This is a genomic window from Nitrincola sp. A-D6 (genome assembly GCF_000764495.1).
Classification (GTDB): domain Bacteria; phylum Pseudomonadota; class Gammaproteobacteria; order Pseudomonadales; family Balneatricaceae; genus Nitrincola.
The window spans coordinates 1-17,876 of the sequence record NZ_JRLB01000047.1; the positions used below are offsets into that span (position 1 = coordinate 1).

15 protein-coding genes and 3 pseudogenes are annotated in these 17,876 nt (G+C 51.7%); 10 read left to right on the top strand and 8 right to left on the bottom strand.

Annotated elements, in window-relative coordinates; genetic code table 11:
• Positions 1-284: hypothetical protein (locus LH51_RS20800; RefSeq protein WP_160173702.1), on the top strand; the 284-nt coding region annotated here is incomplete at its 5' end.
• Positions 229-390 carry a hypothetical protein gene (locus LH51_RS24740; protein ID WP_442934828.1) on the top strand — a complete coding sequence of 54 codons (162 nt, stop codon included), beginning with the start codon at positions 229-231 and terminating at the stop codon, positions 388-390. The genes LH51_RS20800 and LH51_RS24740, both read left to right, overlap by 56 nt.
• 74 nt (positions 391-464) lie before the next feature.
• Here LH51_RS24740 and LH51_RS08830 read toward each other — a convergent pair whose 3' ends face one another.
• Together LH51_RS08830 and LH51_RS08835 are read right to left on the bottom strand one after the other, a co-directional pair.
• Complete coding sequence (locus LH51_RS08830) at positions 465-1,106, bottom strand: 2OG-Fe(II) oxygenase (protein WP_036521638.1); 642 nt, start codon at positions 1,104-1,106, stop codon at positions 465-467.
• Between the two features lie 97 nt (positions 1,107-1,203).
• On the bottom strand, positions 1,204-2,136 hold the full coding sequence (locus tag LH51_RS08835; protein ID WP_036521640.1) for a LysR family transcriptional regulator: 933 nt from the start codon (positions 2,134-2,136) through the stop codon (positions 1,204-1,206).
• Positions 2,137-2,246: 110 nt separating this feature from the next.
• Between LH51_RS08835 and LH51_RS08840 the strand changes: the two genes are divergently transcribed.
• Positions 2,247-2,861 carry a DMT family transporter gene (locus tag LH51_RS08840; RefSeq protein ID WP_200881934.1) on the top strand — a complete coding sequence of 205 codons (615 nt, stop codon included), beginning with the start codon at positions 2,247-2,249 and terminating at the stop codon, positions 2,859-2,861.
• Complete coding sequence (locus LH51_RS21365) at positions 2,777-3,112, top strand: hypothetical protein (RefSeq protein WP_442934829.1); 336 nt, start codon at positions 2,777-2,779, stop codon at positions 3,110-3,112. The genes LH51_RS08840 and LH51_RS21365 overlap by 85 nt, the downstream gene beginning before the upstream one ends.
• Before the next feature lies 1 nt (position 3,113).
• Here LH51_RS21365 and LH51_RS24745 read toward each other — a convergent pair whose 3' ends face one another.
• From LH51_RS24745 to LH51_RS08860, 4 genes and pseudogenes are all read right to left on the bottom strand, one after another.
• Positions 3,114-3,563, bottom strand: a complete 450-nt coding sequence (locus tag LH51_RS24745; protein ID WP_442934830.1) for an NUDIX domain-containing protein — start codon at positions 3,561-3,563, stop codon at positions 3,114-3,116.
• Between the two features lie 105 nt (positions 3,564-3,668).
• Positions 3,669-5,961: pseudogene (gene metE, locus LH51_RS08850) on the bottom strand (5-methyltetrahydropteroyltriglutamate--homocysteine S-methyltransferase).
• A gap of 198 nt (positions 5,962-6,159) precedes the next feature.
• The gene (locus LH51_RS08855; protein WP_036521642.1) at positions 6,160-6,465 is read right to left on the bottom strand and encodes a helix-turn-helix domain-containing protein; all 306 of its coding nucleotides are present in this window, start codon (positions 6,463-6,465) and stop codon (positions 6,160-6,162) included.
• A gap of 243 nt (positions 6,466-6,708) precedes the next feature.
• Positions 6,709-8,886 (bottom strand): malate synthase G, encoded by a 2,178-nt coding sequence (locus LH51_RS08860; RefSeq protein WP_036521644.1) that lies wholly within the window; start codon positions 8,884-8,886, stop codon positions 6,709-6,711.
• 200 nt (positions 8,887-9,086) lie between these two features.
• On the opposite strand from LH51_RS08860, the gene LH51_RS08865 reads away from it, so the two are divergent.
• Entirely contained in the window at positions 9,087-9,299 is a 213-nt protein-coding gene (locus LH51_RS08865; RefSeq protein ID WP_036521645.1) for a hypothetical protein, read from the top strand.
• A 53-nt stretch (positions 9,300-9,352) separates the two neighbouring features.
• On the top strand, positions 9,353-9,958 hold the full coding sequence (locus LH51_RS08870) for an alpha/beta fold hydrolase (protein WP_327124635.1): 606 nt from the start codon (positions 9,353-9,355) through the stop codon (positions 9,956-9,958).
• A 199-nt stretch (positions 9,959-10,157) separates the two neighbouring features.
• On the opposite strand, the pseudogene serA reads toward LH51_RS08870, so the two are convergent.
• Positions 10,158-11,389: pseudogene (gene serA / locus LH51_RS08875) on the bottom strand (phosphoglycerate dehydrogenase).
• A 274-nt stretch (positions 11,390-11,663) separates the two neighbouring features.
• Here serA and LH51_RS19080 point away from each other — a divergent pair.
• The 4 genes and pseudogenes from LH51_RS19080 (at position 11,664) to LH51_RS19090 (ending at position 17,638) form a co-directional block, all read left to right on the top strand.
• On the top strand, positions 11,664-11,924 hold the full coding sequence (locus LH51_RS19080; RefSeq protein WP_052063607.1) for a hypothetical protein: 261 nt from the start codon (positions 11,664-11,666) through the stop codon (positions 11,922-11,924).
• Positions 11,912-13,198, top strand: a complete 1,287-nt coding sequence (locus LH51_RS08880; protein WP_081960748.1) for a bifunctional metallophosphatase/5'-nucleotidase — start codon at positions 11,912-11,914, stop codon at positions 13,196-13,198. The genes LH51_RS19080 and LH51_RS08880 overlap by 13 nt, the downstream gene beginning before the upstream one ends.
• Positions 13,199-13,200: 2 nt before the next feature.
• Complete coding sequence (locus LH51_RS19085) at positions 13,201-14,838, top strand: GGDEF domain-containing protein (protein ID WP_052063609.1); 1,638 nt, start codon at positions 13,201-13,203, stop codon at positions 14,836-14,838.
• 122 nt (positions 14,839-14,960) lie between these two features.
• A pseudogene (locus tag LH51_RS19090) lies at positions 14,961-17,638 on the top strand (EAL domain-containing protein).
• 24 nt (positions 17,639-17,662) lie between these two features.
• On the opposite strand, the gene LH51_RS08895 reads toward LH51_RS19090, so the two are convergent.
• Positions 17,663-17,876: LysR family transcriptional regulator substrate-binding protein (locus tag LH51_RS08895; protein ID WP_036521650.1), on the bottom strand; the 214-nt coding region annotated here is incomplete at its 5' end.

Sequence of the window (17,876 nt, forward strand, 5' to 3'; positions counted from 1 at the left end):
CGCGTCGCGTTGCCATGACCCTGTGGCCTGCAGGGCTGGATGCCTGGCTACCGCCGCACGAGCAGCGGGCACGCCGATTGCCTCCGGTTTCGTCCACCTGTCCACCGCTACCTGATCCGCGCGCCAGTGCGCCACTACAGATCCTGGGACTGCGTGATGGCGACCTGGTACGGCTGGTCGGTGGGCGCGAGGGGGTCATTCCGAGTCAACCTCAGAGCCAGAGGTGGAGTGGGATTGAAACGCTGGTTCCTGAGTGGCGAACCGATCGGGACGAGTGTCGGTGAAGCACCTCTGGCGCTGAACCTGGATAGACCTGGCGAGCACCAGCTAAGTGTAATCGACGAAAGTGGTCAGGTCGGGCGGGTAGCGATCAGGGTGCTGGGGCGCTAAGCCTGGCGTTTCAGACCTTGAATACTACCTAGATACACCCTCCCTCACACTGCACAGCAGTATCCGGCCGGGGATCAGTTGGGCGGGTCTATCTGGGCATTCAGGGAGTTATTCACCCGGAACCAGCCCGCAATACTGTACCTGTCCCGCTGGGTTGGCATGACTTCATGCGGAAAGCGGTCACTCAGAAAAACCAGCAGGGTGCCTGTCTCAGGCAAGACCTGCTCCAGCAGGCGATCTCCCGTGTCATTGTAGAGCAGCAGTTCGCCGCCCTGATCCTGTTGCCACTGATCATTCAGATAGAATACCGTGGTTAATACACGGTTGGTGCGACCTTTGAAGGCATCCAGGTGTTGCTTATAAAAGGCGCCGACCGGGTAGTGGGCAAAGTGACATTCGTAGTCGAACAGGCCCATAAACAAACGCCGGTTAATCCCCTCGCGTAAACCATCCATCCAGTCCAGGTAGGCGGCTTCAGCAGCATTGCTGTGGCGTAACCAGCGGATTTTATCGCGGCGGATATTGCTGTTGAGCTGGTGGTCCTGATCACGCCCGATACCGGCGCGATGCATCGCGTCTTCCGCATCCAGTTGCTGTATACGTTGCTGCAGGTCCGCTGTTGGCAAACCAGGCTGTGCCGTTGCAGTGTAATAGTAACCTTGATCAACGAGGGCATCGGCAATGGTGTCATAAAGCGCAGTGCAGGTATCAGACATGCTTGAAGGCCCCCGGATCAGGCAAAATTTTGAGCTTTATACACCGATCTGCAAGCCGGGTCACGCAGATTTATTTCCAGCCCTGTGTCTATTCACATTACTCATTGCGCAAGCCACTGTCTATCGCCTGGCTGACCAGCCAGCGGCGCAGGCGCTGTATGCCGACTTCACTGCGGCGCGCCAGCTTCCAGGCAAAGTAGAACTCATCGCCGGTAGTCAGTTGATGGCAGGGCAGGCGCACAAAATCTTCACCATCATGCAGTGGATTGAGCATGTAATCATTGGTCAGTGCTATGCCTTGATGAAAACGTGCCGCTTCCAGTGCCAGGAGCATATGACTGAAATGTTGAATACGTTGCTGCGGCGGCAGCTTCAGATCAATTGCCGCGTACCAGGCTTCCCAGTCCCCGGCTGGACGATCGAAGATGCTATGTGTGGAAAGCAGCGGGTAAGCGGCCAGCAGCCTGGGGTCCAATTGGTCGGTAGCGGGTTCCAATTGCTGCTCCCGACAGATTTTTTGCCAGTACTCCTGACTGCACACCGGAAACAGCCGTTCTGTGTAGAGCAAATCATAGGCAAAGGCCGCAGAGGTTTTGCGAATGGTAATAAAGCAGTCAGCAACCCGGTCTGACAGTTGTGGATTTTCCCCCGTCATCTCCAGGGATAGATCAAGCTGCGGGTGCTGTCGGCTAAGCTCAGGTAAACGCGGTACCAGCCAGCGTACAGCGAAGGAGCTAAATACCGATATTCGCAAGCGCGCCGCTTCCTGCCCCAGTAGTTGCTCACTGGCACGCTCTATCTGCAGCAAGGCTGAGCTGATCGCTTCCAGGTATTGGCGTCCCTCTTCGGTCAGGGATAAATAGCGGCCGGTACGGTGAAACAAAGGCTCACCCAGGTAGGTCTCTAATTGCTTGATCTGATGACTGACTGCGCTCTGACTGACAGCCAGTTCATCGGCCGCCAGTGAAAAGCTGTTCAGGCGTGCGACGGCTTCAAATACCGGCAGCGCTTTAAGTGGCGGAAGTTTCATTATCTAAATATCTAATAGTTGGTCAATAAACATCATTTTATCAGATAAATAACAGGGTTTAGACTCTGTGCAGGATTTTTAGTCAGCGTTTGTGTTATCAAGGTCGTCCCATGTCAGGTAAAACAGTTAATAGCGCCATTTTTTTGCTGGTGATCGGCAATGCGATGGCGTTGATCTCGGATGTGTTTGTAAAAATGGCGGAGCCGGGTGAAGCGGTGTTTCTGTTTGCGTTTCTGCGCAGCCTGATCACCCTGCTGCTGTTGCTGCCTTTTTGTATCAGCATTAAATCCCAAGGTTTTTTTAACGGTGCCCGGATGCACTTTCTGCGTGCGCATATTCATTTTGGCGGTATGCTGTGTATGGTGATTGCCTTGTCACATTTGCCATTGGCGACGGCGAATGCGTTATTTTATGCGGCCCCGATTCTGGTAATGGTGTTGTCGGCCCTGCTGTTTGGCGAACGCCTGAAACGCTTGAGTTTGTTGGCTGTTTTTAGCGGATTTGCCGGTATTCTGGTTATTCTGCGTCCGGTGGAGTTTAACTGGGCCGCCTGGGCGGCCCTGGGTGCCGCCTTGGCACTGGCGCTGGGGCGCTATTGGTGCGCAAGCTGCCGGAGCAGCAATCTACCGGGCATAAACTTCTGCTTAACTACCTGCTGCTTCTACCTGCTGCCGGGTTTATGGCCTGGTGGGAAGGCGCGGAATGGACGATTCAACTGCTGCTGAATGCCCTGGGGTCGGCGGTGTTTATCCTTGGCTACAATATCAGTGTGTTGCTGGCCTATCGTCAGGTAGACGCCAGTCAGGTAACCAGTGCTGAATACACCGGGTTGATCTGGGCGGTGGCGCTAGGTTGGGTGCTGTTTGCCGAGCAGCCGGACCTGTGGTTTTTGACCGGCAGTGCCATGATTGTCATTCCGTTAGTGATGATTGGCATACAGCAGGGGCGGCGCAACCGGCATAGAATCCACCCCTGAATCAGCTGCGGATCAGGTCCAACGGAAACTGCCGACCCTTGAGATCATCCTCAATCAACTGCATCACCAGGTCACTGCGCAAACGGCCTTGCTGTTGCAGTTGGGTGATTTCGGCCAGGGTTAGCCAGTGGCAGGCGATAATATCGCTGTCCAGTTGGTCTGTAATCAGCTCCAGTGCCTCGGCTTTGAAACCAAAGCGGTAGTAGATTTTTTCCTTGTGTTGCAGATTGAGCAGATAAATGCCAATCAGATGTTGCGGACGGGCCTGCCAGCCGGTTTCTTCAAGGACTTCCCTGATACAGGCCTCAACGGGGGTTTCCCCGGCTTCGATATGCCCGGCGGTTGATTGAAAACCGGATTCGCCGGATCGCCTTCTTCGACCAGCAGGTAACGGCCCTGTTGTTGAATGAGTGCGGCAACGGTAACGTGGGGATGAAATGGCATAGGTGATAGCTCCTGGTCAGATCCATGTATGAGTTCCTACGGGATAGGCTCATACATGGATGACAGGATACTACTGGGGTCTGCTACTTCAGGCAAACCGTCAGGCTGTTTTTCAGGCGGCTGCACTTTGCTCAGCGCGGAGCTGTTGTGCCGCCAGCACCAGATTTTTCAGTGCCGGCGCCACTTCGTTCCATTGCCGTGTCTTGAGACCGCAGTCCGGATTGACCCACAAGCGCTCGGCCGGTATCCATTCACTGGCTTTGCGCATCAGCGCTACCATCTGCTCAACGCCAGGCACATTGGGGCTATGGATGTCGTACACACCCGGTCCTATCTCATTGGGGTAGGCGAACTGGGCGAAGGCATCCAGCAGTTCCATATCAGAACGCGACGTCTCGATGGTGATCACATCAGCATCCATATCAGCAATCGCATCGAGAATGCCATTGAATTCGGAATAGCACATGTGGGTATGGATCTGAGTTGAATCCAGTACGCCGGAGCAGCTCAGGCGGAAGGCTTCAGCGGCCTGCTGCAGGTAGATCTGCCAGTCACTGCGGCGCAGCGGCATACCTTCACGGAAGGCTGGCTCATCAACCTGGATCATCTGAATACCGGCGGCTTCCAGATCCTGGACTTCATCGCGTAGTGCCAGTGCTATCTGCAGTGCAGTCTGGTGGCGTGGCTGGTCGTCGCGAACAAAGGCCCATTGCAGCATGGTCACCGGCCCTGTGAGCATGCCTTTGACCAGTTTGTTAGTCAGTGATTGGGCATAGACAGTCCAGTCAAGGGTCATTGGCGCTGGGCGTGAGACATCACCATAGATAATCGGTGGTTTAACACAACGGCTGCCGTAGGATTGTACCCAGCCAAAGTGGGTAAACGCATAGCCCTGTAACTGCTCACCAAAGTATTCAACCATGTCATTGCGTTCAGCTTCACCATGTACCAATACATCCAGTCCGTAGGCTTCCTGTTCTCGAATCGCATAGGCGATCTGTTCACGTATGGCGATTACATAGTCATCTGTCGACAGCTGTTTCTGTTTGTATTTCAGTCGCGCCTGGCGTAGTCTCAGCCGTCTGTGGGAAAGAGCCAATCGTTGTAGTCGGGTAGAGCGGCAGGTGAAAGCGCTGACGCTGCAGGGTGGCGCGTTGCGGATAGCTGGACAGGCGCTGTAACTGATCCGGTTGAATGCTGGCAAGGCGTTCTTGCACCGGGCGTTGCGTAACCTGTGCTGAACAGCGGCGGCTTTCTATGGCGCGTGCGTTGGCTTCAAGCTCGGGCAGCACGGCCTCGCGCCCCTGTTCGAGTGCACGCCCAAGTAGTGCCAGCTCGTCCAGCTTTTCACTCGCAAATGCCAGCCAACTGCGTAACTCTGGGTTCAGCTGGTCTTCTTCGGCCAGTGATACTGGCAGATGTAACAAGGAACAGGAAGGTGCTAGCCAGAGCTTATCGCCGCGTGCCGCATACACCGGCGCCAGTTCATTCAGGAGTGCGTTAAGGTTGCTGCGCCAGATATTGCGTCCATCAATCACGCCCAGTGATAGCACTTTATCTGTCGGCCAGCGCTCTAGTAGCTTGGGTAGCTCAGCTTTTCCTCTGACGGCATCAATATGCAGTCCGGCAACCGGTAAAGATACAGCCGTTTCCAGATTGTCGAGCAATGGCCCGAAATAGCTGGTTAACAGCAGATTAGGGCTGTTCTGGATCAGTGAGTCGTACACACGGCTAAAGGCGGCTTTCCAGGCGCTATCCAGATCCAGTGCCAGAATGGGTTCATCCACCTGCACCCATTCAATACCCTGGTTTTTTAGCCTGGCCAGGAGTTCGGCATACACCGGCAACAGGCTTTGTAGCAGATTGAGCTTATCCAGAGGTGCTTCTTTGCACTTGCCTAGCCAGAGGTAGGTAAGAGGACCGAGTATTACTGGTTTGACGGGGCTGCCGGTTTGGGTGGCGCGTTCAATCTGAGCCAGCAGTTCTTCGGCATGCAGGCTGAAGAGGGTATCTGTATCGAATTCAGGGACGATATAGTGGTAGTTGGTGTCAAACCACTTGGTCATTTCGCCAGCACTGACCGGTTCACCCTGGCGGGAGCGCCCACGGGCTACGCGAAAATACTGATCCAGATCCGGGATGGGCTGCTCGGTGTGAAAGCGCTTGGGTAGATTGCCCAGCAGGAAGCTGGTATCGAGCACATGATCATAGAGGCTGAAGTCACCGACAGGTAAAAGATGTAAGCCGCTTTGCTGCTGACGTTGCAGTTGGGCATCGAGTAACTGGTTGACGGTGTCCGTCAGTGCATCGGCATCCAGGTTGCCCTGCCAGTAGGCTTCCAGGGCAAATTTAAGCTCTCGCTTGGCTCCTATGCGGGGAAAGCCCAGGTTGTGTAGCGTTATCATGAGTATATCCTTATTTAGTTCGAATATTTATGAATTAAATTCAGGATAACTCTAACAGTGATTTTATATGAGTAAAATTGATTTATATTTCTATAATCATGAATTAATTGCATTATATGAGTTGCTCTGCCTGTATCCCTGCGTGCCAGCCAGTGTATTGAACAGCCGTTTACTAGCTGTATCTCCGTCGCACACTCATCAGATAATGGCCTGCAAGCCTTTGTCGGCGATGACATTAAGAAGCTTGAGCGCCGGACCGGCTGGACGCGTTTTGCCCTGTTCCCACTTGCGCACTGTAGAGGCGCTGGTGTGCAGATGATGGGCAAACACGGGCTGACTGAAGTGCAGTCCTTCACGCAGACGTTTAATGTCGTCAGCACTGAACTCACGTACTGGCGGCGGACAGATCGCGTCGAACTCGCGCATCGTCACCTTGCTGATTGCACCAGCCTTGTGTAATGCGTCCAGGTCACCGCGCAGAGATTCAATGATTTTGCTCGTCACAACACACCTCCAGTAAAACACCAAAATCATACCCGTAACGGGTATGATTATCTAGCCCTAGCAAGTTGCAGGCCGCCGTATAAACCTAATGCTGGCTTGCGCCGTTCACTGACATTTGTGCTGTGCTGGAGTCATGCACCGCTCCTGCGCATCCATGCGCCCGCGGTATAGCGTACATCCTGTACATAAAAAAGCCCGCCGATTGGCGGGCTTGGGTCACTTGGATAGCTAAGGTCAGGTTGCTTAAGCGCCGAACTTGGCCTTGGCTTCGATACGGCGACGGTGCAAGACTGGCTCAGTGTAGCCACTGGGCTGCTCGCGGCCTTTGAACACCAACTCGCAGGCGGCCTGGAAGGCGACGCTGCCGTCAAAGTCTTCAGCCATGGGGCGGTAGAGTGCATCACCGGCATTCTGGCGATCCACAACGGCGGCCATACGCTTCATGGTTTCCATCACCTGCTCTTCCGAGCAGATACCATGATGCAACCAGTTGGCAATATGCTGGCTGGAGATACGCAGGGTAGCGCGGTCTTCCATCAGGCCTACATCGTTAATGTCAGGTACTTTTGAGCAGCCAACACCTTGGTCTACCCAGCGTACTACGTAGCCGAGAATACCCTGTGCATTGTTGTCCAGCTCCTGACGTATCTCTTCAGCACTCCAATTGGGATTTTCGGCCACAGGAATAGTGAGGATGTCATCCAGGCTGGCGCGCGGGCGTGATTTGAGTTCGTCCTGACGCGCGAACACATCGACCTTATGATAGTGCAAAGCGTGCAAGGCGGCCGCGGTGGGTGAAGGTACCCAGGCGGTGTTAGCACCCGACATGGGGTGAGCAATTTTCTGCTCCAGCATGGCGGCCATCAGTTCCGGCATGGCCCACATACCCTTACCTATCTGCGCACGGCCCTGCAGGCCACACATCAGACCGGTATCGACGTTCCAGTCTTCATAGGCTTTAATCCAGGCAGTGGCTTTCATGTCGCCTTTACGTAGCATCGGACCGGCTTCCATCGAGGTGTGCATTTCATCACCGGTACGATCAAGGAAACCGGTATTGATGAAGACGACGCGTTCTTTGGCGGCGCGGATGCACTCTTTCAGGTTGACGGTAGTGCGACGCTCTTCGTCCATAATGCCCATTTTCAGGGTAAAGCGCTCAAGGCCAAGGGCATCTTCGATACGGGCAAATAGCTCATTGGCAAACGCCACTTCTTCCGGTCCGTGCATTTTCGGTTTTACGATATACATAGAACCGGTGACGCTGTTGCGGAAGTCACTGTTGCCTTTCAGGTCATGAATGGAAATCAGTGAGGTCACCAGACCATCCAGCATGCCTTCAGGGATTTCATTGCCATCTTTGTCCAGAATCGCGTTGATGGTCATCAGATGACCCACGTTGCGCACGAACATCAGGCTGCGGCCTTTCAGACTAACCTTGCTGCCATCTGTACCCGTGTATTCACGATCCGGGTTCATTTTGCGGGTAAAAGCGCGACCCCCTTTGTTGATCTCTTCGGTCAGCGTGCCTTTCATCAGGCCCAGCCAGTTGCGATACACCACAACCTTGTCATCCGCATCAACTGCGGCAATAGAGTCTTCGCAGTCCATAATGGTGGACAAGGCCGCTTCCATCAGTACATCTTTAATGCCTGCTGCATCGGTTTTACCGATCAGACTGTCGCGGTCAAACTGGATTTCGAAATGCAGACCATTCTGTTTCAGGCAGATACTGGTTGGATTGGCCGCTTCACCGGTATAACCGATCAGTTGCTGTGCGTCTGCCAGGCTCACTTTGCTGCCATCTTTCAGGCTGACCAGCAGTTTGCCGTCAACGACAGCATAGGCAGTGGCATCTTTATGCGAACCCTGGCTCAAAGGCGCGCTATCATCGAGGAAGTTACGTGCAAATTCGATGACTTTGGCGCCACGTACCGGATTGTAGCTGTTGCCAGCTTCTGCACCGTCGGCATCAGAGATGGCATCAGTACCATAGAGTGCATCGTAAAGACTGCCCCAGCGTGCATTGGCTGCGTTCAGTGCGTAACGAGCGTTCATGACAGGGACAACTAACTGTGGCCCGGCCAGGCTGGCCATTTCCGGATCAACATTGGTGGTGGTGGCGCTGAAATCTTCACCCTCAGGTAGGAGGTAGCCTATTTCCTGCAAAAACGCCTTGTAAGCGTTCATGTCCAATGGCTGACCTTTGTGTTCAAGGTGCCATGCATCGATCTGAGCTTGAATCTGCTCACGCTTTTCCAGCAGTGCACGGTTACGCGGTGCAAGATCGTGGACGATTGCATCAAAATGTTGCCAGAAGCTCTGTTGATCGACACCTGTGCCGGGCAGGGCTTCCTGATTAATAAAGTTGTATAGATTCTCTGCGACCTGCAGGCCGCCTATCTGAACCCTCTGGCTCATGGTTATGCCTCAAGATTTTTATTGCCCCGAACTGGCACCAGGCAGGCGCTTCGGGTAACGGTTAATTACAAAAATGCAACCGTACCATACCGTAAAAAAGCCGCTTTGTCCCTAGGCGAAGGGTCTAAGGTAGCTTGTCTTGGAATTGTCATCTTTGGGTGCAATCATTAGAGGGACTCTTTAGAATAATACAACGCAACATGAATATAGCACTGATAAAAAAAATGGATATGCCTTTGGAACAACCCCCGGTTCTGGATGAAAATTGGGTGCAAGCTTTACAGAATGAGCTTGAAACGTTTGATACAGAGCAGGTCACTCTCTGTGATAAGCATCTGCGTGAATACTATGCGCACTATGGTTTTACCCGCTTGCCTGATGAGGTGGTATATTCTGCAGGGCTGAGTGGATAACGGGATCTCGACTGTTTCTACAATATTTTCGGCGACGTTTTGCACGAGGCACAATAGTGCTCTTGCATGGTTATACGGATCATTCCGGGATGTACAGCGGACTGATTGATCACTTGGTGCGTCAGGGTTGGAATGTGCTGACTTATGATTTGCCAGGGCATGGTTTATCAGCTGGGGAGCCCTTGGGTATTAATGGATTTGATCAGTATGTGCGCCAATTTCAGCAGGTTCTGAATAATTATACGCCGTTATTTAAGGGGCCACTGGTGATGATGGGGCAAAGCACCGGTGCCGCTATCATTCTGACGCTTTTGATGCAGTCGGATCAGGAGCAGAAGCGGCGTTGGGGGTTTGCTGGCGCAGTCTTTCTGGCTCCACTCATCCGGCCAGTGGATTATTATTATATCCGCAGTGTTTATAAAGCGATGCACTGGTGCTTGCGCCGTGTGCGTCGACGCTTCAGTAGCAATTCGCATGATACCGATTTTCTGCACTTTCGTGAGTCTCGTGACCCGCTACAGCACCGCTATATGGCGATCAGCTGGATAGGCTCCATGCTCAAGTGGGTTGCCGATATTGAAAAAGCGGGCCCTTGCTTGGATAAGCTGATGGTTATTCAAGGAACGGGTGATCAGACTGTAACTGGCGTTATAACATAGCTGTGCTGGATCAGCTCTGCCCGGCAGCTGAATTGCGCTTGGTGCGTGATGCCAGGCATCAACTGGTAAATGAGTCAGATGAGTATCGAGACAGGGTATTTGCCCATATCGATGAGTTTCTGGGATCCTGCAGGAGAGTATAAAAACGCCCCATCAGCAGCCGTAACAGGGTGCTGATGGGGTGGTTATAGAGCAGCGATTAGAATAAACGGCGGCAGCGAATCGTGCCTTCGATGCTGGCGAGTTTATCCAGGGCCAGACCCGAATAATCGGCATTCACATCAATAACTACATAGCCAACACTCTCGTTGGTTTGCAGGTATTGCCCCAGTATGTTGATGTCGTTGTCCGAAAATATACTGTTGATGCGTGACAATACCCCCGGGATGTTCTGATGAACATGCAACAGACGGTGGCTGTCTGGATGACCTGGCAGTGCCACTTCCGGGAAGTTGACCGACGTAATTGACGAGCCATTGTCACTGTAGGTAATCAGTTTCTCGGAGACTTCATAACCGATGTTTTCCTGAGCTTCCATGGTGGAGCCACCCACATGTGGAGTCAGAATCACATTGTCGAAACGACGCAATGGGCTGATGAACTCATCATTGTTACTGCGGGGTTCGACTGGAAAAACATCGATAGCCGCACCCAGCAGCTTGCCGGATTCCAGTGCCTCGCACAGGGCATCGATATCAACAACATTGCCGCGTGAAGCATTCATAAATATGCTGCCTTGCTTCATCTGGCAAACTGGGCCGCACCCATCATGTTGCGCGTTGAAGGCAGCTCAGGCACATGCAGGGTAATAATGTCGCTGATGGCAAGTAGTTCAAACAGAGAGCTTACAGGCTTGGCATTGCCCAAAGGCAGCTTAGTGACTACGTCGTAAAAGTAGACATCCATCCCCAGCCCTTCAGCCAGAATGCTCAGTTGTGTGCCGATGCTGCCATAGCCGACTATGCCGAGTTTTTTACCCCGAATTTCGTAAGCATTCTTCGCTGTTTTCTGCCACTCACCCCGGTGTGCGCAGGCATTTTTTTCCGGTACACCACGCATTAGCAGAATGGCTTCGGCCAGCACCAACTCCGCAACGGAACGGGTATTCGAGAAGGGTGCATTGAATACGGCAATACCCGACTGGGTTGCAGCTGCAAGATCCACCTGATTGGTACCGATACAGAAACAGCCCACAGCAACCAGTTTTTCAGCGGCAGCAAAGACGTTTGCAGTTAACTGGGTGCGGGAGCGAATACCGACAAAATGCACATCCTTGATGCGTTCAATCAGCTCATCTTCAGTCAACGAGCCGCTATGGGTTTCGATGTTGGTATAACCGTTGGCATGAAAGGTATCGATGGCAGACTGGTGCACACCTTCGAGTAGCAGAATTTTGATCTTGCTTTTGTCCAGAGACGTGGTCTTACTCATATTGGCAACTCACAGAATTTTGCGAAAAAATATCGCCATTTAATGTCAGGCGACGCATATTATCACATCAGCGACAAAGTGTGGGTGTAGATCTGCAGGGTGAATCATCTAAATATTCATCGTGTGTTGAATCTGATTGATGCAGGCAGTGCAGTAAATTCATCTGTTTGGGTGGCTTATTTTAGCTTTTTATACGGTGATACAGTAATCTGAATGTACAGATGTTAAGCGGGTTAGAAACAACAGCCGGAACCAGCTCCGGAAGGAATCAGCAATGTTGAGTGCTAGCAGTTCGTTACTTAAGCAACTTTTAACCTGTCTGGCGTTTTGGGTATTTTTTCTACCCCTGCCATTAGCTGCTCAGGATAACCGCCTTAGGTTGGTTTATGTCAGTGAAATGACTGAGATGGACAGCGAGGCAAAGGGCAGCTATCCGCGACTGGCTGGTTTACTGAACCACTACCGTGCAGAGCCAGTACCACTGTTGTTTATCTCTGGTGGGGAGGGCTGGCGCCCAGTGCCATGTCTTCTTTAGATATGGGCGCACATATCATTGACCTGCTCAACTCTCTGGAACCAGTCGCCATGGTGGCGGGTAAGCGTGAATTCAGTTTTGGTGAAGATGAACTGTCTTTGCGTGCTTATGAAGCGGCTTTTCCGGTGATTGCATCCAACTTACATGACCCCTTGACCGGTAATAATCTGGATGGCATCAGCAATACGTTATTGATACAGCAGCACGGTACCAGGTTGGGTTTTGTGGCAGTGGTGCCGCCGATTACTCATCAAGAGTACAACCTGCAGCGGGTCGATGTATTAAATCCTGTTGAGAGCATTATCAGCCGGGCTGAGCAGTTGCGGGCCGCGGGTGCTGACCGGATCATTCTGACATACTCCTGCTGCTACCGTGATTATCTGGAGTATTTTGCAGCACTGGACCAGTTACTTCATGACGGCGTTATCGATCTGGCAATCGGCAAGGATGAGCACTTGTTACTGGCTGAGCATGCACTGGATAGCATGCATCCCCAGCATATTTGGGTCACAGAGGGTGATCAGGTTGCTTTGGTTGAGTTGAATTTAGCTGCTGCCTCTGGAGAGCCCCTGTTGCTGGAGTGGCATGCAGAAAGCATGAATAGCTATGCGCCTGACCCTTATGTGATGCAGCAGGTAGATGATTATAACCAGCGCCTAGAAATGTTATTGAACGAAGAAATCGGTCAGGTAGAGACGCCCTTTGCTACCTATCAGGATGATGTCAGGACAACTGAAAATGCGCTGGGTAATTTACTTGCCGATGTTATTCGTGCACATGCCGGTGCCGATATTGGCTTGATTAATGGTGGCTTTATTCGAGGAGAACGCCGCTATGAGGTGGGTGATCGGCTTACACGCCGGGATATTATGCGTGAGGTGCCGTTTCGTGATCAGATTGTCCTGATTGAAGTGAGTGGCACTACTTTGCTGGAAGCGCTGGAAAATGGATTGAGTCAGATCGAGGAAATCAAAGGCCGTTTTCCGCATGTGTCTGGTATGCAAGTAACTTATGACACCAGTCGTCCGGTCGGCCAGCGTGTGCTACAGGTACAGATTGGTGGGCAACCACTGGGTGTAAACCAGCAATACCGTCTGGCAACACGCCAGTTTTTGGCTACTGGTGGTGATGGATTTGATATGTTCATTGGTCAGCCATCGATACGTTACAGTGGTCAGATGACACGTCTGGTGTCTGATATTCTGATGGATTATGTACACAGTACCAACGGATTGGCCCCAGTTGTGGAGGGCCGCCTGGTGGATATTCGCTAGCTATGAGTTTGCCTATTTTACAACTTAGACACAGCATCGCCACTCGGTTGACAGCCGCATTGCTTAGTTTTTTGTTGCTGTTTCTGCTGATGGCGGGCATTGCTTATTACCGATCAGCGACTTTCGAAAATGTACTAACCGGTATTGTATCCACGTCCTTACCTGAGATACGTCAGGCTGCCATGCTGGCTGCTCAGGTCAAAGAACTACCCTACCTGACTGAACAGCTAACGCGAGCCGAAAGTCAGGCCATGCGTCGTTTAGCCTATCGTGATATAGAGCAGAAGAGCAGGGATATACAACAATTGCTCAGTGAGCAGCAGAGTCATCAGTTAGCGCTTAAATTTGACGCTATCCAGCGAGAACTCAGGTATCTAAATGAATTGATTGAACAACACCTTTACTATCAGCAGGCCATAAGCCATCTGTTGCAGGAAATTTACCGTTTTTATGACCAGGTTGCAGTCGTGGCACGTGACTCACAGGCGCTGCCGCAATGGGCGCTGAATTTTTCCGGTATTATTGTTCGTGTGGGGCAGGTGCAAAGTGTTGATCGGCTCAATGAACTGCGCCAATTAACCGAGTTGATCCGTAATGATCTGAGTAAACAGCAGGCGCTTTTGAATACACTGGACGCTAGCCTGCGTACTAATGCGATGACACTGCAAGACAGCTTGTCTTTACTGTTACTCGATGAAACCGGTTTAATCAAGCTGCGTTCAGAACAGTTGCGTATTGACGGGCGGGTAACCGGGCGGACTCGATTTATTCGTTCCATGGTGCAGGACTTCGGATTTGAAGCGGAACATATAACCCTGAAGAAGCAATCCCAACTCATCCAGGAAGTTGGTGATATGTCTGAAAAGCTTAACCGTCAGACATACTGGATCGGTGTGTTGTCATTACTGGCGCTGGGGTTTCTGGTGGTCATCATCTGGTGTATCAAAATTCAGGTGATCAACCGCTTGCAGCGTCTGAAAACAATGGTGATGACAAAGGTTGACGACAGTTCACCGGAGCAGATCTACATCGGTGGCCGTGATGAAATCACCGAGCTGGCTAAGGCGTTTAATTTCTATGCCCTTCAGGCCAACGAACAAAGCAATCGGGTGGAGGCGCTGTCACGCACGGATGGTCTTACAGGTATCAGCAATCGACGCGGGTTTGATCACCAATTGGAACGCTTGGTGAGTTTGTGTCGTGAGCGTAAACTGCCTTTGTGTGTGTTAATGATTGACGTGGATTTCTTCAAAAACTATAACGACTTATATGGGCATCAGGCTGGTGATGAGTGTTTGCGCCAGGTGGCTGAACTACTCCGTCGAGTGGTTAGCCGCAGCCAGGATTTTGTGGCACGTTATGGGGGTGAAGAGTTTGTCTGTATTCTGCCGGAAACAGATATTACCGCGGCACGCATACTGGCATCCGAGTTGTTGTCGGCTATGAGTGCGCTGAAGATTGAGCATAAAGGTAGTTCGGTAGCGGATCACCTGACCTTGAGTATCGGTATTACCGGCTGTGATGGTGAAAATATGCCTGCGGCTGATATTTTGATAGGCTTGGCTGATGCTGCGCTTTATGAGGCTAAAGCCAAAGGACGTAACTCTATGGTGGAAAAACAATGTGGCATAGATGCCTAGTGCAGAAATGGATAATGCTCATAAGCCTGGCCACCCTTGCTTTGCTCGGAGGTCAACTGCAGGCTCAGGTCAGTGAACTGTCAGTAGAGCCGACCAAGCAAGTTTATCGGATTGGTATGCCTATGGTGTATGATCGGGAAATAACGCTGCGTCGCTGGCAGCCTCTGATAGATTACCTTAATCAGCAGCCGTCAGCCGCACCGTCGTTTGAGCTGGTTGTGCTGGATCTGCCAGCTCTGGATGCTGCAATGGATCAGGGTGACCTCGACTTTATCTTCACCAATCCATCACTTTATGTGCTCTACTCTTATCGTTACGGCTTGTCATCGCCGCTGGCTACCTTGCTGAATAATGAGCTTGGTGAGAGTGTCAGTCAGTTTGCGGGTGTCATTTTCAGCCGCGCAGACCGATCTGATTTACGTCATCTGGCCGATCTGAAAGGTCAACGTATTGCGGCCATCTCGCGTCAATCCTTAGCCGCTTTCCAGATGCAGGCGGTTGAGTTGAAACGCCAAGGCATCAGCCCAGGCGACGATATCGAACTGCTGGAAACCGGTTTGCCGCTGCAGTCCGTTATTGATGCTGTGTTGTCACGTGAAGCTGATGCCGGTTTTATGCGTGCCGGTGTACTGGAACAGTTTCAGGCTGAAGGCCTGCTGGCAGCGGGTAGCTATAAACTGATTGGGGCTCAACGACAACCGGGCTATCCATTAATGACCTCCACAAGCTTGTATCCAGAGTGGCCATTTGCGGCTTTGCCGCATACATCGCCGGATGTTGTACGACAAGTGACGGCTGGCTTGCTCAGTCTACCCGCGAACGGTGAGGTGGCTCAACAGCTCGGTATTGCTGGTTTTACCATTCCGGGAGACTACCGTGAGATAGACCGACTGCTGCGTGACCTGCGCTTGCCACCATTTGATCAGCTATCAACCCTCACGCCACGGGAAATCTGGGTACAATGGCAACTCTACTGGTTACTGCTGTTAGTCGGAGCGGCCGCTTTTCTTATAGCCAGTGTTCTGATTCTTCGACATAAAAACCGGCGCTTGGCGGCATCTCAGCAACTCAACCAACAGGTTACAGCGCAGTTGCGTGAGAATGAGTTGCTGCTGAATCATGCCCAGCATGTTGCCAGTATTGGCAGTTGGGAGTATGACCCTGAAACTGAACAGTTTAACTGTACAGAACAGATGCGCCTGATGTTTGGCCTTTTAGCCGATCAACCAATACGCATTGACGATTTTATGGCGCAGGTTGTTGCGGAAGATGTTGAGCATACTCAGCAGAGCTGGGATCGGGCTTTAGCTGGTCAGGATTACGAACTGGATTACCGGGTGCGCTTGGGTAGTGATGTACGCTGGCTGCATGAAAAACTGCATGTTATCCGCAATTCCCGTGGAGACATGGTACGTTTGCTGGGAACTGTCCAGGATGTGACGGATAAAGTTGAGTATGAGCAGCATATCGAATCACTGGCTTATAATGATGCGCTGACTAAAATCCCTAACCGTGCATGGTTACAGGAACAGTTACAGGACGTATTGCAGGACCGGGCTGAACAGCCTCATTCCGTACTGTTGATTCTGCTGAATATCGACCGTTTTAAAACTATTAATAATGCCCGCGGCAGTCGTTTTGGTGATGCGCTGCTAATAGCGGTAGGGCAGCGCATCAGTCAGTGTGAGTTTTTTGGAGTACGCGTGGATGTCGCCAGAGTCGCAGGTGATGAATTTGCCATTCTGGTGCAGTCTGAGCGCTTAGCTGAGATGCCTGTTACCGCTCTCGAAGTAACCTTAGCCGAGCATTGCAAACAGACCTTTGAAGTTCCCTTTCTGATTGATGATGAGCCAATCAGTGTATCCATCAGTTCAGGAGTAACTCGCTTTCCTGAAGAGGATGGTCTGCTTACCGCTGAACTGGTATTTCAACGCGCCAGTATGGCGCTGACTCACTCGCGCCTGGAAGGGGGTGGTCAACTGACCTTTTTTGAGTCCCCGATGAGTGAGGCAGCCGGATACCGTTTCCGCCTGGAGCGTGATCTGAACCGTGCACTGGAACAGAATCAGCTGCGTTTGTTTATGCAACCGCAATTTGATACTCAGGGAGATAAACGCGCCGCTGAATTGTTACTACGCTGGGAACATCCTGAATTGGGGATGATCTCTCCTGCTGACTTTATACCTATTGCAGAGTCATCCAACCTGATCGTCGATTTGGATATCTGGGTTATGGATCAGGCCTGCAGCTTGATACATCAGGCGAAGGTTATGGGCATCACGCTGCACCTGGCTGTCAATATCAGCCCCCGGCACTTCTGTAACCAGTCCTTTGTACCTTGGATGAAGGCCGTGTTACAACAACAGAACGTGAATCCGGCACAATTGATGCTGGAGGTGACGGAAGGGTTATTCCTTAATAATATTGATGATGTGTCCGCCAAAATGAAAGAGCTGCGTACGCTGGGTTTACGTTTCTCTATAGATGATTTTGGTACTGGCTACTCGTCGCTGGCTTATTTGAAACGCTTGCCGGTCAGTGAAATCAAAATTGACCGCAGTTTTGTGCAGGATGCCCCCAAGACCCTGATGACGCCGCATTAATCGAAGCCATTCTGGCTGTAGCTGACAAAATGCAGCTACAGGTAGTTGCAGAGGGCGTAGAAACACATGAGCAAGCTGAGTTTCTTAAAGCCAGAAGTGAGGCGATTCTGTTTCAGGGGTATTTCTATGGTCGCCCCGCACCTGTTCAGGATTGGTTGACACGTTGGCAGCAGAGTCCAGTTGAGTCCTGCACCTGATCAGCCCAATTGATTCAAGCCAGGTCAGTCGCGAATCTGATCGGCCAGAAATTCAATAAAGGTTTGATTGGCGCGGGACAGGTGTCCACTTTTGCGCCATGCCAGGGACAGGTCCAGCAATACCGGCTGAGAAAAAGGCCGCGCAACCAGTGCAGGTTCGTCGCGAATGACCATCTGTAGTAGTGTGGAAATGCCGAAGCCCTGTTTGACAATCTGTTTGATTAACGGAATCAGATTG

What these genes read in the sequence shown, in the direction of transcription:
- LH51_RS08865 (WP_036521645.1), top strand. Translation starts at nt 9,087, where the DNA reads ATGAATATAGCACTGATAAAAAAAATGGATATGCCTTTGGAACAACCC.
- LH51_RS08860 (WP_036521644.1), bottom strand. Translation starts at nt 8,886, where the DNA reads ATGAGCCAGAGGGTTCAGATAGGCGGCCTGCAGGTCGCAGAGAATCTA.
- LH51_RS08880 (WP_081960748.1), top strand. Translation starts at nt 11,912, where the DNA reads ATGTCTTCTTTAGATATGGGCGCACATATCATTGACCTGCTCAACTCT.
- LH51_RS08840 (WP_200881934.1), top strand. Translation starts at nt 2,247, where the DNA reads ATGTCAGGTAAAACAGTTAATAGCGCCATTTTTTTGCTGGTGATCGGC.
- LH51_RS19085 (WP_052063609.1), top strand. Translation starts at nt 13,201, where the DNA reads ATGAGTTTGCCTATTTTACAACTTAGACACAGCATCGCCACTCGGTTG.
- LH51_RS08835 (WP_036521640.1), bottom strand. Translation starts at nt 2,136, where the DNA reads ATGAAACTTCCGCCACTTAAAGCGCTGCCGGTATTTGAAGCCGTCGCA.
- LH51_RS08830 (WP_036521638.1), bottom strand. Translation starts at nt 1,106, where the DNA reads ATGTCTGATACCTGCACTGCGCTTTATGACACCATTGCCGATGCCCTC.
- LH51_RS19080 (WP_052063607.1), top strand. Translation starts at nt 11,664, where the DNA reads ATGTTGAGTGCTAGCAGTTCGTTACTTAAGCAACTTTTAACCTGTCTG.